Annotated in this window: 14 protein-coding genes; 3 read left to right on the top strand and 11 right to left on the bottom strand. The window is 36.7% G+C overall.

Annotated elements, in window-relative coordinates:
- Positions 1-30 precede the first annotated feature (30 nt).
- The gene (locus IPM47_14385; protein ID QQS28049.1) at positions 31-1,059 is read left to right on the top strand and encodes a PorP/SprF family type IX secretion system membrane protein; all 1,029 of its coding nucleotides are present in this window, start codon (positions 31-33) and stop codon (positions 1,057-1,059) included.
- A 29-nt stretch (positions 1,060-1,088) separates the two neighbouring features.
- On the opposite strand, the gene IPM47_14380 is transcribed toward IPM47_14385, so the two are convergent.
- From IPM47_14380 to IPM47_14365, 4 genes are all read right to left on the bottom strand, one after another.
- Complete coding sequence (locus tag IPM47_14380; GenBank protein ID QQS28048.1) at positions 1,089-2,828, bottom strand: hypothetical protein; 1,740 nt, start codon at positions 2,826-2,828, stop codon at positions 1,089-1,091.
- Positions 2,829-3,141: 313 nt separating this feature from the next.
- The gene (locus tag IPM47_14375; GenBank protein QQS31485.1) at positions 3,142-3,576 is read right to left on the bottom strand and encodes a DUF3276 family protein; all 435 of its coding nucleotides are present in this window, start codon (positions 3,574-3,576) and stop codon (positions 3,142-3,144) included.
- Positions 3,577-3,778: 202 nt separating this feature from the next.
- Positions 3,779-4,729 (bottom strand): MoxR family ATPase, encoded by a 951-nt coding sequence (locus IPM47_14370; protein QQS31484.1) that lies wholly within the window; start codon positions 4,727-4,729, stop codon positions 3,779-3,781.
- Positions 4,730-4,849: 120 nt separating this feature from the next.
- Positions 4,850-6,160 carry a hypothetical protein gene (locus tag IPM47_14365; GenBank protein ID QQS28047.1) on the bottom strand — a complete coding sequence of 437 codons (1,311 nt, stop codon included), beginning with the start codon at positions 6,158-6,160 and terminating at the stop codon, positions 4,850-4,852.
- A gap of 106 nt (positions 6,161-6,266) precedes the next feature.
- Here IPM47_14365 and IPM47_14360 point away from each other — a divergent pair, with 106 nt between their 5' ends.
- Positions 6,267-8,054 carry a hypothetical protein gene (locus IPM47_14360; GenBank protein ID QQS28046.1) on the top strand — a complete coding sequence of 596 codons (1,788 nt, stop codon included), beginning with the start codon at positions 6,267-6,269 and terminating at the stop codon, positions 8,052-8,054.
- A 29-nt stretch (positions 8,055-8,083) separates the two neighbouring features.
- On the top strand, positions 8,084-9,130 hold the full coding sequence (gene mltG, locus IPM47_14355; GenBank protein ID QQS28045.1) for an endolytic transglycosylase MltG: 1,047 nt from the start codon (positions 8,084-8,086) through the stop codon (positions 9,128-9,130).
- A 139-nt stretch (positions 9,131-9,269) separates the two neighbouring features.
- Here the strand turns inward: mltG and IPM47_14350 are convergent, their stop codons facing one another.
- The 7 genes from IPM47_14350 to IPM47_14320 form a co-directional block, all read right to left on the bottom strand.
- On the bottom strand, positions 9,270-9,896 hold the full coding sequence (locus tag IPM47_14350) for a fibronectin type III domain-containing protein (protein ID QQS28044.1): 627 nt from the start codon (positions 9,894-9,896) through the stop codon (positions 9,270-9,272).
- 666 nt (positions 9,897-10,562) lie between these two features.
- The gene (locus IPM47_14345) at positions 10,563-12,152 is read right to left on the bottom strand and encodes a type I restriction-modification system subunit M (GenBank protein QQS28043.1); all 1,590 of its coding nucleotides are present in this window, start codon (positions 12,150-12,152) and stop codon (positions 10,563-10,565) included.
- 20 nt (positions 12,153-12,172) lie between these two features.
- The gene (locus IPM47_14340) at positions 12,173-12,532 is read right to left on the bottom strand and encodes a four helix bundle protein (protein ID QQS28042.1); all 360 of its coding nucleotides are present in this window, start codon (positions 12,530-12,532) and stop codon (positions 12,173-12,175) included.
- Between the two features lie 159 nt (positions 12,533-12,691).
- Positions 12,692-13,570, bottom strand: a complete 879-nt coding sequence (locus IPM47_14335; protein ID QQS28041.1) for a Fic family protein — start codon at positions 13,568-13,570, stop codon at positions 12,692-12,694.
- Positions 13,571-13,590: 20 nt separating this feature from the next.
- On the bottom strand, positions 13,591-13,950 hold the full coding sequence (locus IPM47_14330) for a four helix bundle protein (GenBank protein ID QQS28040.1): 360 nt from the start codon (positions 13,948-13,950) through the stop codon (positions 13,591-13,593).
- Between the two features lie 17 nt (positions 13,951-13,967).
- Complete coding sequence (locus IPM47_14325; GenBank protein QQS31483.1) at positions 13,968-14,825, bottom strand: restriction endonuclease subunit S; 858 nt, start codon at positions 14,823-14,825, stop codon at positions 13,968-13,970.
- A gap of 454 nt (positions 14,826-15,279) precedes the next feature.
- Complete coding sequence (locus IPM47_14320) at positions 15,280-15,723, bottom strand: GxxExxY protein (protein QQS28039.1); 444 nt, start codon at positions 15,721-15,723, stop codon at positions 15,280-15,282.
- Between the last annotated feature and the right edge of the window lie 599 nt (positions 15,724-16,322).

Below are 16,322 nucleotides of genomic sequence, written 5' to 3'. Positions count from 1 at the left end.
CTTTAGTAAATTTAAAATATTCCAATGACCATGAAAAGAAAAATCACAAACCTTGTATATATAGTTCTGTTTACCCTTACCTCTGTTTTAACGGCTCAGGACATTCATTATTCTCAGTTTTACACAGATGCCATCCGCATCAACCCCTCAATGACCGGTAATTTTAATGGGGATTACAGGGTAGGATTAAACGCAAAAAATCAATGGCAATCTGTTCCTGCTCCTTACCGAACTATTTCGGCTTATGCAGACCTTGGCTTGTTAAAATATAAGCACAAAAACGGTGCAATGGATTGGTTAGGAACCGGTTTGCACTTTTTATACGATTATGCCGGAGACGGTCGTTTGTCAATGCTCGAAATCAGAGGTTCAGTAGCCGGTCACAAATCATTAACACCCAATCTTTATCTTTCGGCAGGTGCAAGCGCAGCTTTCAGACAGCGGCGAATTGATTTTCAAAAACTTTATTTCGGCAATCAGTGGAGTGAAATCAATTTTGACCTGAATGCTCCTAATTTAGAAAATCTGAGTACTGAATCTTTCGGTTATTTAGATGTAGCGGCAGGAGCTACCATCACCTATCACATTCCAAACCGTTTCAATTTTCATCTCGGAGGTGCTGCATTACATGTCAACCGTCCGGTCGAAACCTTTTACGATACCGACAACCGCCTTGGTACAAGATTGGCGTTCAATGCCGGAGCTGCAATTAATATCGGTCAGGTAATTGTAGAACCGGGAGCTTATTATTCTTCACAAAAACAAGCATCCGAAATTGTTTTTGGCAGCAATATTGTTTGGACTACCAATAACGGAAGTTATGGGCGAAACGCAAAATCGTTCAATTTGTATGTCGGAGGATGGTACAGATGGGATGATGCGGTCATTGCATTGACCGGTATTGAGTTTAATAAATATCGGGTCTTATTGTCTTATGATGTCAATACTTCTTCCTTAGTTCCGGCAACCAATCATCGCGGTGGCATAGAAATTTCACTTGTTCATGTAGGCACCTTTAACCGCTCACCAAAACAAGAAATCTATTGCCCCAGATTCTAAAGTTGAAATTTGTCAGGCAGCTTCTTTTATCAATCGTTGTCCTTAAACCTGAAGTTTAGGGCATCGCAATAATTCAATCCCGAACTTAACGCAATTCTTTTGGTTTTCTTTCCGTCTTTTATGGTCAGTGCTGCAGTATTTGGCGGTCTCAAACCTTCATTATGTGCATAGAGGATTAAGTAGTTGTCCGCATTTCTGTCAACACTGATAGTTAGTTTATGGGGTTTTGTTTTTAGACCAAACTCTTTTAACACCCATTCACCATTAAAATAGAGTGAAATGGTATCGCCGTCCTCATAATTATCATCCCATACCTGAACCTCAATAGTTTCGCTGCTGATAAAAACGCGTTTCCCGGTTTTTACACTGCGGTCATTCAAATATGCAGGAACGTTTCGTTCTGTATATATTATTCTGACATTTTCTAAATTTTCATCCGAAAACGGATCAGTATCTAAAATCTCCGGAATAGTAGGTTGTATGATATTATTAGTAATTGAAGAGTCCATTTCCATGGTTATAATGGGAGTTACAGGCTGAGGAGGTTCCGGCAGTGGGTATAATCGGGTGGCAAACGGAACATATTCGGTTCGGCTACAACCATTCGCATCAGTTACCTGAATGAAGCCAACTATTGCAACCGGATTTTGGAGCGATGCTTTATCAATATGGGCTTCTAATGCAGTTAAACCCTGATCTTCATAGACCAAAGTCATTTTTTTGGGTTTTGGGGTCATTGAATGAAAAGTAGCCGCTTTCTTTGCAGCCTCCCCTTCAAGAATCACATACCCCTTTTGTACCTGATAAGGAGATGAGCCACCGCTTGGTTTGCATTTCCAGTTGTAAATACTGTTAATCTGTGTTTCAGCTATTTCAGAAATTTGAACCGGAGCAGGATCTTTAACTGTTACAGACTCCACCAATTTATTTCCCCAGTTGTCAGAAACGGTGATTTGATAGGTGCCTGCTTTGACATTTTTTAAATTTCTGTTTTTATCCCCATTCGACCATTTAAAAGAATATCCGCCTAATCCTCCGCTAACTTTGGTAACAATCAAAGCATCAGAACTTCCCGGACATTTCGGAATAGTGGATGTAAACTTAACTGACATTGGCTTGAATTTTAAAACAATGCCCTGAGCAGCAATTCTTGACTTTGAACTTGCAGCCGTAAACCCCCAAAATGCCTCTGATTTACCTTTAAACACCGAATTGATGACATCTCCGGTATAAGACAAAACAAATTTGTCATCTACAAAAACTTCTAAGGTTTGTGTGCCTGGTTCCCAAACAACACTCACCTTGTGATACTTACAACGATTGTTGCTTCCGGATTTTTCAGGATTTATCAAAACAGGACCTGCTAAATTATTCGCTGATAAATGGTCATTACTGCCATTTTTTAATATGGCGACATGCGTTTCTGAAGAAGGGAAAAAACTTTCAAATTCATTCAGATAATTGTCAAACTCAATGATAAGCGATGGGGAGATTCCCTTATAACCAAGTCCGGATCCGACATTGCCAAGTGCTTTGCTGCCTTGTTGTTGAAAAACAAAGGCTACACCATCTCCCATGTTTTTGCCACATCCCAGAAAAATATCAAAATTTACCTCAAATGCCTCGTTAAAATCTATTGTACTCTCTGACCATACTGCACCAACTGAAGAAGGAATTTCACGGGTCAGCCTATATCTGTTTTCTTCAAGTTTTCTCGCAGTACCTACTAACTTGACTTGTGCTAAAGAAACATTCAAACATACAGACATTGCGAAGAGTACGAAAAAAAACTTTTTTCCGTATGAAATAACAATTTCCTTTTGGGAACATATAAAAACAGGCTTAAACATCATAATGGCTTTGCTCTATGGTAAAATTATAGAACACGTACATGTTGCAATAGTTGTTTTTGTGGATAGCCTTAACTTTTTTTAGCGTAGATGCTGATTTAACTTCCGGCAATTCAATACTAATCTAAACAACAAAGCACATGAAAAAACAAGGAGGACTTTACAAAAAAGCAGAAAATTCCAATTGAAACAGTTAAGGGCAATTAGAATTACTATTTAAATGACACAACGATTAATCCCATTTTAACTCCTCTTCGTCAAGCGGAAGTTCTTTGGTATCTTGTGATGTAGCTTCTTTGTTTTCTTGTTCGTTATTCGAGTCTTCAATAATAGGTTGTTCTTCAGAAACTATGCCTTCTTCAAGTTCATCGGTTTGATACCTTTCTCTCCGGTCAAATTCATCAAAATCATAATCAGGCATCAATTCAGTCTTGATATAGTCAATAACTTCCTGCATAGATTGGACAAATTTGTTAAAATCTTCCTTGTAAAGATGCAATGAGTGTCTTTCATATCCCTCTCCCTCAAAACGTTTTTTACTTTCTGTGATGGTCAGAAAATAATCATTGGATAGCGTGGTTTTTACATCAAAAAAATAAGTACGTCTTTTACCTGCTTTCAATCTTTTCGAAAACACACTTTCTTCTTTGTAATTGGGGCGCTTAATAAACTTTTTCTCTCTGTCCACAGTGCTTAATTTAATTTAAAGTTACTAAAACTTGGATTTACAAAAGTATATCGGCTTTTGTTTAAAACCGCACAATTCCTTCTTTTTTTGATTTTTTTTAACATATATCTCTTATCATTAAACAAAAGAATATGCAACAAGTAACAGAACGATGCTCAAAATGTTTTTTAAAATGAAAACGCTAACCTATTAGCTCTTTGAAATCATCGAAAGTTTTTGCTAAAATAGAGTAGCTGATCCGCATAATTTTTTCCTGCTCAGAAGTCGGTTTATCGAGGAAATTTTTAGATTCTAACATTTTTAACCAGGCAATAAGCTCTGCCGTTGCAGGTTTTTTCTTTGGCAACAAATTCCTGATTTCCATAAATGTTTTAATCAGCTTTTCACTGGCATAAGGGGATTCAGAGCCGAGATGGCTCAATGCAATACTGAGCAGTTTTTTTTCATCTGGGAATGGTATATGGTAAAATATACAACGACGCAAAAATGCGTCCGGCAGGTTTTTCTCAGAATTGCTGGTCATTATGACAATAATCTTGTGATTATCGTCTTTGACAATTTCCCGGTTATTGTCTTCTTTAATTTCAAATGCGTACCGTTCTATTTCGTAGAGTATATCGTTTGGGAAATCACGGGGAGCTTTGTCAATTTCGTCAATCAATACAACCGAACCGCCTATAAAACTTTCAAGTTGTCCTCCACGCAGAAACTTCCTGCTTTGGTCTGTAAGCGGTTGTGTGAGTGCAATAGCTTTCCCTAAAGCCTGAAATTCTATATAAGTGCCAATATCAGGAAGTGTTTCCCCCTCCGCTTTTTTAATGCTTGCATCATGAAAATGGCGGATGGCATCATACAAATAAAATAAATCGTTTGAATTAGAGCCGGTTTTGGTATGAAAGACCAGAGGGAGCTGCAAAAAATTGGGATTGTTCTTATTCAGGTCAAAAGCTACTTTATAAGCAAGTTGTGTTTTACCGGTACCCGGTTCTCCGGTAATTAAAAGAGGCTGACCAAGTTGAATAGCTACTTCAACAGCAGCCTTTAAAGCATCATCTAACTGATAGGTATGAGGCTTTGGTTTGTTGAAGTTTGGAGTTTGTATGTCTTTGAGCAGTAAAGTAAAATCGGACATGGCTATTGATTGCAGGTTGGTTAGTTGAATGAAAGGTGTATGGTCTTTTTTTAGAGTAAAATCAAGGTGTTGAGTCTTTCGCAAATATCTGTTTAACAGGGCAAAAAATTTAAAAAAGATTTAATCATCTAACGCTTTTTGAATTTCGCGGTTATATTGTTTGATGATAAGTTCCAGATTCCGCTCAATATCATACATATCATATTGAGTTTGATCTTTGAAATACTGTTCCTTTAAGTTCGCTTGTTTATCCGGATCTTGAAGATAGGTATCTAACCAAACATCCACGTCCACTGACGAAACTTGTTGCAATGGAGAAAGCAAGGAAACTTCTGTATTGTTTTCTTTCAGTTCCTTTTGAAGTTGCAGCAATTCAAGTTCAATTTGTGTTTTGTGCTGAACTTCGGCATAATCTATCATGAAAAAAAATAAAAACTGCGGAATATCGGTTCTGTTGTGTTTGCAAAAATTGTCTATAAACCATCGAATAAAAGCCGGTACCTGTTGGTTCCAAACTTCACTTCTCATTTTAAATCCAACACAAACCACATCATAAGATTTAACGCAAACGGCATTCAACAAGGCAGTGATGTTTTGATCTGTGTAAATATCGTCATTGTTGCTTTTTAACTGCATGGATAATTCATCCAAAAAATTAAGAATGAAAACCTGAAGGTCATTGTCAGGAACAACAGGCACATAAACAAAATGTGGAGAGATGTTTTTGTTTCTGTAAAATTTCGGGATTTCCTGATAGTAAAATCTTCTGAACAAGCCTTCGGTAGATTGCCGTACAATTCCCCTTATATAGAAATATTGAATCCTCTCATTACGGGAAATCAATGTACTCTTAAGAAATTCGCCTTTCTGTGTACTGCGGTTACAAGTGTATTTTAATGGCAAAAGTTTGACTTCGTGTTGGTCATTAGAATTGTTTGGGAGATTACCCGGCAAATGAACTCGTTTGGGTTTGAATAGCTCCGGATGTGCTGAAATATCAGTGATTTGTTTGGTCAGCACATGAATGACTTCTTCAAAAATTGCTTTTTCTGATTTATCGCTAATCGGGGTTTTATCTAAGGGTAATGCGTTATAATTTGTAAGCTCCGGGTATAATTCCCAATTACAATAACCGGTTATTACCGGCACTATCGCTGTATTTGGCAACCCTTTGAATAAGTTAGCTATTGTTCCAAAATCAACAGAAGTTAAATAGTCTATGCTGACAAGTAAAACTACTAATTGTGCAACTTGTATTTGCTCAATTGTTTCCTTCAAAATATTTGCTCCTAACTGAACTTTACCGTTATGCCATAAACTGACTATTCCTTGCCTTTCCAGCAAGGATAACTGCTTATTTAACACAGTAAAAAAAACTGCATCTTCCGGGGCATAGTGGATTACTATTTTTACCGGATTCGTTTCGGGCATTTTGTCAGAGTTGAAAACTTAAACTTACTGCTGTATGAACAGCTCAAATTTAACTCGCAAGTTAAGTAAAAAACTTAAAATCAACCTTCTTTGCTATTTTTGTGCCATGAATATTAAATTTCACACCAAACAAATGGTTCTGTTTGGGTTTGTTTTTTTTATGGCATGGGGAGTAATTAACGCCCAGCAAACTACGATAGGAACCCTTCCATCCGTGATTAATGAATCATCCGGTTTGGCATCTTATCCTGAAAATTCCGCCTATTTCTGGTCGCATAACGATAGCGGAGGTTTACCCGAACTTTATTTATTTGATATCAACGGTGAATTAATACATACTTTGCAAATAACCAACTTTAACAATATTGACTGGGAAGATTTAGCTCAGGACAATCAAGGATATCTGTATATCGGAGATTTTGGGAATAATGGAAACAATCGAACAAATCTGAAAATTTTAAAAGTTCCTGTAAACGGATTACCGGCACAGGCAATAGCTGCTGCAATCAACTTTAATTACCCTGACCAAACTTTGTTTCCTCCACCTCCCGCAGCTTTTAACTTTGATATGGAAGCCATGATTTATAGAGAAGACTCTCTTTATTTATTTTCTAAAAACGTGCTTTCCTTTTCGGCAATGGGAACCGGTTACAGCAAACTGTATTCACTTCCTTCGGTTGCCGGAGATTATACTGCAAACTTAATAGACAGCCTTTATACTTTTTTTCAGGTTACGGCTGCGGATATAGCCCCTTCCGGAAAAGCAGTTGCCTTGCTTTGTTATACGAGATTGTATATTTTGCATAGTTTCACCGGCAATAATTTTTTTTCCGGTCAGCAACAGTTGTATCAAATAACCCCATTATTTCCACCCAAGCAAACCGAAGCCGTTGTATTTCGGGATTGCTCGTCAGTTTATATCACGGCTGAAACCGGTGAACTTATTTTGTACGATTTTTCAGCAGACTTCCCTCCTCCAATGGTAACTGTGGCAAGTGATTCTATAACTATCTGTGCTGGTCAAACTGCCGATTTATTTGCTTATGGGGGAAACAGTTATGAATGGCAACCTGCATTGACTTTAGACAATCCGGCTTCATCAAATCCGGTTGCCTTACCAATGACAACAACGACTTATACGGTTACATCATTTAATCAGATAGGTTGTTCAAATTCCAAACAAGTTTTGGTTACGGTAGAAAACTGCCCCGATGCCATACAAACAGGGGTAAAGCTGTTTTTGGAAGGAGCATATAACACTACCTGGGGCGTAATGAATACAACCCTTAATAATGCCCAGCTTTTACCCATTAACCAACCATTCAACCGCCAGCCATGGAACTATTCAGGAGGGGAGGGGTTGGTTTCACCGATGGTTTTACCCAACAATATCGTTGATTGGGTATTGATAGAAGTTCGCAATGCCATAAGTGGGGAAGTCATCTCAAAGCGGGCAGCATTGTTGCAGAGTGATGGATATTTAATGGATGTTGCTCAGTTAAATTCCGGGGAGCCCAAAGTTTTGTTATATGGATTAACCCCTTCAACACCTTACCATATATCTGTAAAAACAAGAAACCATCTTCCGGTTATGAGTGCTTTGCCCGTAGTTTTGTCTGACGACATTATGATAGATTTCACCCTTCCGGAAAATGTATGGGAAGGAGCAGATCAACTCAAACAAATTGGCAACCAATATGTGTTATATGCCGGAGATATTTCAGAAGACGGCATTATTTCTTTTACTGACTTTAATAAATGGTTTTCAAATCAACCTGCCACATCAATTTATTCTGATCTCGATTTAAACTATGATGGCATGGTGGATATGTCAGACTATCAGATTTACAGAACTAATATCAGCAGGATTGGCATCCCGATCATTCGGGATTAACTCACTTTTAAACATCAATTCGTCAATACATGAATCAGGTTCTCAGTAAACTCTTGATTTCTTTTTTTTCGTTGGCCATACTACTTTTATTATGTTTGGCCGGTGTGGGGTATTGGGCTATTTTTAAAGACAATGTCATTGACCCATCGGGTGAAATACAGGAACATGAATTGTTCATTAAAACAGGGTGGGGGTATGATCAGGTAAAAAATGCACTGAAAGAACAGGGAATTATTCGAAATGATTTAACCTTTGATTGGGTTGCGCGCAAAATGAACTATCCTCAAAAAGTGTTTGCCGGAAGATATTTGATCAACAAAGATATGGGTAACCGTGAATTAGTTTCTTTACTAAGGTCGGGAAAACAAACCCCTTATAATCTTGCCATCCATAACATCAGAACAAAGGGGGATTTGGTTTCATTGGTCAGTCAGAAATTAGAAGCCGATTCGGTCGAACTGTACCAATTGTTAAGCGACAGCATTTTTTTGGCCAAACATAACTTCACCCCTGAAAATGTAATTTCAATATTCATTGCAAATACCTATCAGTTTAACTGGAACACTTCAGCAAATGATTTTTTTGAGCGAATGAAACGGGAGTATCATAACTTTTGGACAGAAGAACGCAAACAAAAAGCAAGGAACCACAAATTGACTCCTTTTCAAGCCATTACTCTTGCTTCCATTGTAGAAGAAGAAACCGCCAAAAATGATGAAATGAGCCGTATTGCCGGTGTTTATTACAACCGGTTGGAAGCTTTTATGCCGCTTCAGGCAGATCCAACCGTCAAGTTTGCAGTGGGTGATTTTACTCTGAAGCGTATTCTTACGGAACACCTCGCCATAGATTCTCCCTATAATACTTATAAAAATATAGGACTTCCTCCCGGACCCATTCGAATTCCTTCTCTTTTGGCTTTAGAATCTGTTTTGCAACCCGAAGCTCATAATTTTATCTATTTCTGTGCTAAGGAAGATTTTTCGGGCTATCATAATTTTGCCTCTAATTATGAAGAGCATTTAATCAATGCCCGAAAATATCGGGATGAACTAAACCGGAGACAAATCAGATAAAATGCTGTAAAACCCAAAACGTACCGGAAACTTTTCAGTCTTTACCAAATAACCCAACCATACTGAACCAAAATAAAAAAACCCTCACCGTTTCCGGCAAGGGTTCATTGCAATTCTTTAAATCCTCTTTTTTCAGTTTCTATCTAACCATAAATTGAAAGGGGTCTGACCAATCGCTTCGTCCTTTGGTGCTGATGGTTAAAGTTTGAAACCAATAAATCACCCCGGGAGTTAAGCCGTTTAGAAGAAAGGTAGTTTTTGTTTGTGAGGGAAGTTCAGTCCACCTTGCTTCCGGACCAAAGGGATCAGAGGTATAGCGCAATTGATTGGCAATAGCATGTTTCATTTTTGATGATTTAACTTTTACAGCTCCGCTATGTGCTGCGTCTTTTGCATACTCAATGGTTGGTTTTTCTGATGCAGGTGCAACTTCGTGTTCGGTGGTATAGATATCAAAACCGGAACCCAAAATTATGGATGCAATATCAGGACTGTTTAAATCTACATAAGTTCCCAATCTTTGCAAAATGTCAACAACCACTGCTCTTTTCTCATTTCTGGTTGCAACTAAGTGCCTTCCCCCATTGGCTGCATTTGAAATTGCAATTTCATAGTTATCGAGTGCGGTTTCAAGTACAGGTAAAGCAGGTACCGGTGTCAGAAAATCCGTATTTCCGGATAGGTCAAGATGAACTTTTCTGCCTTTTGCCAACAAATCTTCATCAGATGTGTTTTTGAAATTTTTTACTGTGCGAATCCTTTTCATGGCGCTTGAATTTTTGGTTAATAATTATTTAATTTTTAGTGAGTTGAATTGCTTTCTTTTTTTTACTGTTATTTTAACTCTGTGTTTGTTGTTGCGGTGATTGCTTATTTTTTTCGGTTTAGCAGATAGACCTTAAACCGTAACAAAAATTTAAAACGGAAACTAAAATTTAAGCTTTATTTTGATTATTTAACTTTATTTAATACTTTAATGGATTTTATAGGCAGAAATACAACTTTCTGTTAAATTTTTAACAATTAACCGGAGTTTTATGCTGCATCTGTTTACAAAACACCATTGTAATTTCTGTAAACCGGTGTTTTAAAAACCTGATAAAGTGAGTTTTGGGGGGAAAAGCCGTTTTTTTAACCAACCCTGCCGGTTGTCAGTAACCTGTTGCTGATTGTAAATGGTTTTTGTGTCAGGTTGATTTCTCATAACCGGATAAACCATCAAACATCAGGAGATTTGAAAGACAGACTTCTTAGCATTTTTTAGGTTATGCGTGGTTTTTTAGCAGTTGGGAAACTGTTATCGCTGATACCGGCCGTTGTTCTTTAAGCCCTCCTTAATAAACCATTGTAAGTTTAAAATTTCCGTGTGTTTATCTGTCTGCTTAAGTGGGATTGGCAAAGTAATAGCAAACAGGGTTGGCATTGCTTTCAGTTAAATTGGTGGAAGTCCCAATTCCTCTAAAAATTGATTGTGTGTCTCTCTTGCTTTTTTTATATCATTGTCAAGGGCAACCAGTTTTTTGTTTACCTCCTTCAAATCTATGAGTTTTTCGTCCAATGATGTACTTACATACCTTGAAATATTCAGGTTGAATTCGTTTTTCACGATTTCTTCCATAGTTACTCTGCGGGAGTAACGTATTTCTTCTTTACGGTTTCTGTATGTGTCAATTATTTTTTCAATATTCTCAGGGAGTAAGTTGTTTTGTCGTTTTCCTTTTTCAAAATGGTCAACGGCATTAATGAATAATACATCGTCAAACTTTTTGCACTTCTTTAAAACCAATATGCAAACGGGAATACCAGTTGAGAAAAACAAGTTGGCAGGAAGTCCAATGACGGTATCAATATTTCCGTCCTTAAGCAATTTTGTTCTGATACGTTCTTCCGATCCGCTTCTGAATAAAACACCATGTGGCAAAATGATTGCCATTGTTCCCTCTTTACTCAGGAAATGAAACCCGTGTAATAGAAATGCAAAGTCGGCTGCTGATTTAGGCGCAAGCCCGTAACTTTTAAATCTGAAATCTTCCCCCATCGCTTCTGTTGGTTCCCAGCGATAACTGAAAGGCGGATTGGCAACAATGGCATCAAATTCGAACTTTTTAGCGGGATTCATTTCATTTAATATCTCCCAATCGTTGAGCAACGTGTCTCCGTGATGAATTTCAAATTCGGTATCCTTCACACCATGCAAAAGCATGTTCATGCGTGCTAAGTTGTAAGTAGTGATGTTTTTTTCTTGTCCGAATATTTTACCGATTGTTCCATTGGCATCATTCATTTTTTTGCGAACGTTCAGCAACAATGAACCCGAACCACAGGCAAAGTCTAAAACCCGTTCAATCTTTTTCTTTTCTCCTTTGCTTGGGTCCTGGCTGTCAAGCGTTACAATGCCTGAAAGAATATCTGAAATACGTTGCGGGGTATAAAATTCTCCTGCTTTTTGTCCTGAACCTGCCGCAAATTTTCCAATCAAAAATTCGTAAGCATCGCCTAAGTAATCAATGTTTTTATCAAAGCTGTTGATGCCTTCTGCAATTTTCTGAATGATGTTGCAGAGTTTTTTATTTCGTTCTTCATAGTTCTTGCCGAGTTTTTCAGAATCTAAATTAATCTCGGAAAACAAGCCCTGAAAGGTGCTTTCAAAAGATTCGTTTTCTATGTATTTAAAAGCATCCTGCAAAGTGCGAAGCAATTCTTTGCTTTGGGTTTTGGCCAATTCGGCAATGCTGTTCCACAAATGCGTTGGCTCAATTACATAGTGAACCTTCCTTCGCATCTGTTTTTCAAAATCGGTGATGTCATCCGGATTTTCCTGATACCATTTTGCCAACGGTGTAATGCTTCCATTTGGTGCAGGATAATCTTTCCCCAATTCCTTTTTGGCTGCTGTTTCGTAGTTATCGCTTAAATAACGCAGGAACAAAAACGAAAGCATATAATCGCGGAACTGGTCAGCGTTCATTGCACCACGCAATTCGTCTGCGATTTTCCAAAGTGTATTGCCTAATTGATCCATATTCAATTAAAAAATTAAAATTACGAATTACGTTTCTTTATTGTAATTTGAATTTTGCCGAGAATTTTACATATTTCTTCTGCATCATTCAACAAACTGTTTGCTTCTTCATTCGTTAAATAATCTGTTGCTTGCAAAAGTTTCAGCCAATAAACAGTTTCTCTTGCTTCCTTGTATGCTATGCTTAGTTTAGAAAGAAAATCTTTATCCGATTGTCCTCCGATTGATTCTTCTATGTTTGCCCCAATTGATGTTGCTGAACGCAGTAGTTGTTTTGATAAAACAAATTCTTTCTTTACTGTGATTAGGTGTTTATAAACATTCACAATACGAATTGCAAATGCAAATGATTTTTGTTGTATGATATTGTCTGTTTTCACTCGTAATTCGTAATTTTTAATTTTTAATTCGTAATTTTTAATTCGTAATTCGCAATTCGCAATTCGCAATTCGTAATTCGTAATTCGCAATTCGCAATTCGCAATTCGTAATTCGTAATTCGCAATTTTTAATTCGTAATTCGTAATTCGTAATTGTATTTAATTTTCTTCGTAGTAATAGGAATGGTCAATGCCTTTCATAAACATTTCCTTATCGTTTATTTTATGGGTAAGTGCAGGTTTTATCAATTGCAACAGAACCGAGCTATCAACGGAACTAATAATCATGGCGTTCATATAATTCTCTTTGCTTATTTTGCTCCAATCCACACATTTTTTCAATTGTTTTTTTAGAAGCAAATCCAGCCATATTCTTGTCGTTCTGCCATTACCTTCCATAAAGGGATGTGCCTTGTTCATTGCTGCATACTTTAGGATTATTTCTTCAAGTGTGGTTTGTGGCATGGCATCTATTTGCTGTAAAGAGGCTTTTAAGTGCTGTGCATAAACGAACTGATACCCTCCCTTTGAAATGCTTTTTTCCCTGATTTGACCGGCAAAATCATACAGGCCTCCAAACAAATAAGCATGAATTTGTTGTAATCCTTTTGTTGTGCCTGCTTCAAACTCGTTGATCAGATTACTTTCAAAAAGGGTGTAGGCTTTTTTTTTGCTTTGCCCGTCAATGCCGGTATCACTGTAAAGGAACCAATCCAAAAATTTCATTGCCCGGTTGTTGGGAAAATTACCCGCCAATTGAACCACTCCATGGCTATCCAGGGTGTCTGTTAAACGCCTTTTACCATCTGGTGCCAAAATCTTCAACTGGGTAGTGGCACTAACCACTTCATTATTTTCTTTTTTTAATTTGGCTTTCAGGTATTTCCAATAGTTGCGGATTTTAGCATAGTCGTTTTCTTCATTTAACACACCTACAATATCCAAAACCGAAAACCACCATTTGGCATTGGCTTCATCCCAAACCGCCCTTACTTCACGGTCGTTAAAAAAACGGATGGATATTTTTTGATGACTCATTTTCAATTACGAATTAAAAATTACGAATTGCGGTTTTTTAGGGTTATTTGAATTTTGCCGAGGATTTTGCAGATTTCTTCTGCATCATTCAATAAGCTGTCTGCTTCGGGCTGTGATAAATAATCTGCGGCTTGCAGTAACCTCAGCCAATAAATTGTTTCTCGGGCTTCTTTGTATGCAATACTTAGTTTGGAAAGAAAGTCTTTATTTGATTGCCCGCCGATAGATTCTTCAATATTTGCCCCAATAGATGTTCCGCTTCTGAGTAATTGCTTCGACAAGACAAACTCTTTCTTTTCTGTGATTAAAAACTTATAGGCATTTACAATTCTTAGTGCAAATGCAAATGATTTTTGTTGAACAATATTGTCGCTTTTCATATCGTAATTCGTAATTTTTAATTCGTAAGTGTATTTGGAAACATCCCCTGCAATAAACCTTTCTTGTGCAATTGCAGCGCTTCCAATTTTTGATTTTGTGCATTGATTAAATCGTCTATGGAGGAAAGGGTAGAGGCGATTTTTTGTTGTTCGTAATTAGATTTTGGAAATTTAATATTGATATTGGAAATTCTACTCGCAGAAATTCCCAATACTTTTGCCCCCTGTGCTTCTCGTTGGATTTGTTTTCTAATCCAATCTGACTTGAATAAATATCCTCCAAAACCAATGGTTAAAATATAATCTCTTTGACGTGCCAGAAGTGTATGTAAACCAGAAACAAGGCGTTTGTTATCTAATTTAATAACCTCAATGCTTTTACCAACATCATTTAAATCTTCTGAAGCATCGGCAAAGATTACATCTCCTTCTCTACAATAGCATTCTTCTTTAATCTTTTCAATGGGAATATCAGAATTTATAAAAGGAACATTTTCCTTTGAAATATCAAAAAGGGTATTGAACTTTGTGTGAATGTCCCCATAGTGGATATTCTTTACTTCTCCATTTTCATATTGTAAACAATCCCTTGAAAAAGAGTTTGTAACTTTAAATTCATAGACTTCCCCCAACTTCTTCTCCACCCACTCCCCACTATCCTCAAACTCCTTAAACCGAAACTTCGGCACTGTTTCCCCTTCTTTCGGAAAAAGATTTTGCAGTAAGCCCTTTTTGTGGTCTTTCAGCACTTCTAACTTTTGGCTTTCGGCTGAAATGACTTCATCTAAGGACGAAAGACAGGAGGCGATTTTTTGTTGTTCCGCTTTCTCTTTGTCGGGTGGAAGAAGAATCTTTGTTTTTCGCAGTTCATCCATGTTAATTTTACATGGAACTGCATTTAAAAGAGATTTACTTAATATTTCCTTTTGATATCTACTTGATTGGAAATAACTATGTAAGTAATGTGAATCAAAAATTGATGACTTCTTTACGATAGCAAGTGTAACGTAAACACTAAATTCATAATCCCAATCAATAACTTTTGATGTTCCAATATTACCAATTCGAGTAATTATAATATCTCCTTTTTCAGGTTTGTTTTTTGATGTTGCTAAAAGGTAGTCTTTCTTTGAGATAAACTTATTTTTATTTCTACTAATTATATTTTCAACACTGAAAAATGGAACACCACTTTCAGTGTATTTTGGAGTTTGATGTGTGCCATCAAATATTGCAGGAGATACTTCATTAAGTAAACTTTCCTTCCACTCACCATCATTTTTAAATTCAGGAAACCTCAGGTTCGGCACCAATTTATTTTCGCTGTTCTTACTCATTGTCTGAACCGTTGATTTTTTTGATTAGTGGATTTCCTTGATTTTTTTGTTTGAATTTTCTATTGATAATGCGTTTGAATTGAAGACTTTTTGCTCCAAAATTTACCAAAAGCCCTATTTCCAAATCACACGCCTCCAAGTAATTTATAGCTTGTGCCAAATACACATCTTCCAGTTGTGTTACGGCTTTTAACTCTAACGCGATAAATCCTTCTACTAAAAAATCTACTCTGCGTGTTCCGATTTGTTGTTGTTTATAGTAAACCGGCATTTCGTATTCTCTGGAAAATGAAATGCCTTGTAAACTCAATTCTATCGCCAAAGCCTTTTGGTAAATCAATTCCTGAAATCCATTACCCAATTCACTATGTACTGTCATAGCACATCCAATTATCTTGGCAGTAAGTTCCGAGTATTTGTATTCTTCTTTAATCATAGTAAACCATTTAATCACAACTATCAATTGATTTGGCAATAAGTTCCGAGTATTTGTATTCTTCTTTAATCATAGTAAATCATTAAATCACAAATATCAATTGATTTGGCAATAAGTTCCGAGTATTAGTATTCTTCTTTAATCATAGTAAACCATTTAATCACAACTATCAATTGATTTGGAAGTAAGTTCAGAGTATTTCTATTCTTCTTTAATCATAGCAAACCATTTAATCACAAATATCAATTGATTTGGCAGTAAGTTCCGAGTATTAGTATTCTTCTTTAATCATAGTAAACCAATTAATCACAAATTTCAAATGATTTGGCAATAAGTTCCGAGTATTTGTATTCTTCTGATTTGGAAGTAAGTTCCAAGTGTCAGTATTCTTCTTTAATCATAGAAAATCATTTAATCACAACTATCAATTGATTTGGCAATAAGTTCCGAGTATTTGTATTCTTCTTTAATCATAGTAAACCATTTAATCACAACTATCAATTGATTTGGCAATAAGTTCCGAGTATTAGTATTCTTCTGATTTGGAAGTAAGTTCCAAGTGTCAGTATTCTTCTTTAATCATAGTAAATCATTTAATC

The organism is Sphingobacteriales bacterium, from assembly GCA_016700115.1.
Classification (GTDB): Bacteria; Bacteroidota; Bacteroidia; order Chitinophagales; family UBA2359; genus UBA2359.
Note: the sequence above shows the minus strand (reverse complement) of the source record. Positions and strands in the feature narration are given on the sequence as shown.

Excerpts from the sequence above, each read along its gene's own strand:
- IPM47_14385 (QQS28049.1), top strand. The coding sequence starts at position 31 with ATGAAAAGAAAAATCACAAACCTTGTATATATAGTTCTGTTTACCCTT.
- IPM47_14380 (QQS28048.1), bottom strand. The coding sequence starts at position 2,828 with ATGTCTGTATGTTTGAATGTTTCTTTAGCACAAGTCAAGTTAGTAGGT.
- IPM47_14370 (QQS31484.1), bottom strand. The coding sequence starts at position 4,729 with ATGTCCGATTTTACTTTACTGCTCAAAGACATACAAACTCCAAACTTC.
- IPM47_14365 (QQS28047.1), bottom strand. The coding sequence starts at position 6,160 with ATGCCCGAAACGAATCCGGTAAAAATAGTAATCCACTATGCCCCGGAA.
- IPM47_14360 (QQS28046.1), top strand. The coding sequence starts at position 6,267 with ATGAATATTAAATTTCACACCAAACAAATGGTTCTGTTTGGGTTTGTT.
- mltG (QQS28045.1), top strand. The coding sequence starts at position 8,084 with ATGAATCAGGTTCTCAGTAAACTCTTGATTTCTTTTTTTTCGTTGGCC.
- IPM47_14350 (QQS28044.1), bottom strand. The coding sequence starts at position 9,896 with ATGAAAAGGATTCGCACAGTAAAAAATTTCAAAAACACATCTGATGAA.
- IPM47_14345 (QQS28043.1), bottom strand. The coding sequence starts at position 12,152 with ATGGATCAATTAGGCAATACACTTTGGAAAATCGCAGACGAATTGCGT.
- IPM47_14335 (QQS28041.1), bottom strand. The coding sequence starts at position 13,570 with ATGAGTCATCAAAAAATATCCATCCGTTTTTTTAACGACCGTGAAGTA.
- IPM47_14330 (QQS28040.1), bottom strand. The coding sequence starts at position 13,950 with ATGAAAAGCGACAATATTGTTCAACAAAAATCATTTGCATTTGCACTA.
- IPM47_14325 (QQS31483.1), bottom strand. The coding sequence starts at position 14,825 with ATGGATGAACTGCGAAAAACAAAGATTCTTCTTCCACCCGACAAAGAG.
- IPM47_14320 (QQS28039.1), bottom strand. The coding sequence starts at position 15,723 with ATGATTAAAGAAGAATACAAATACTCGGAACTTACTGCCAAGATAATT.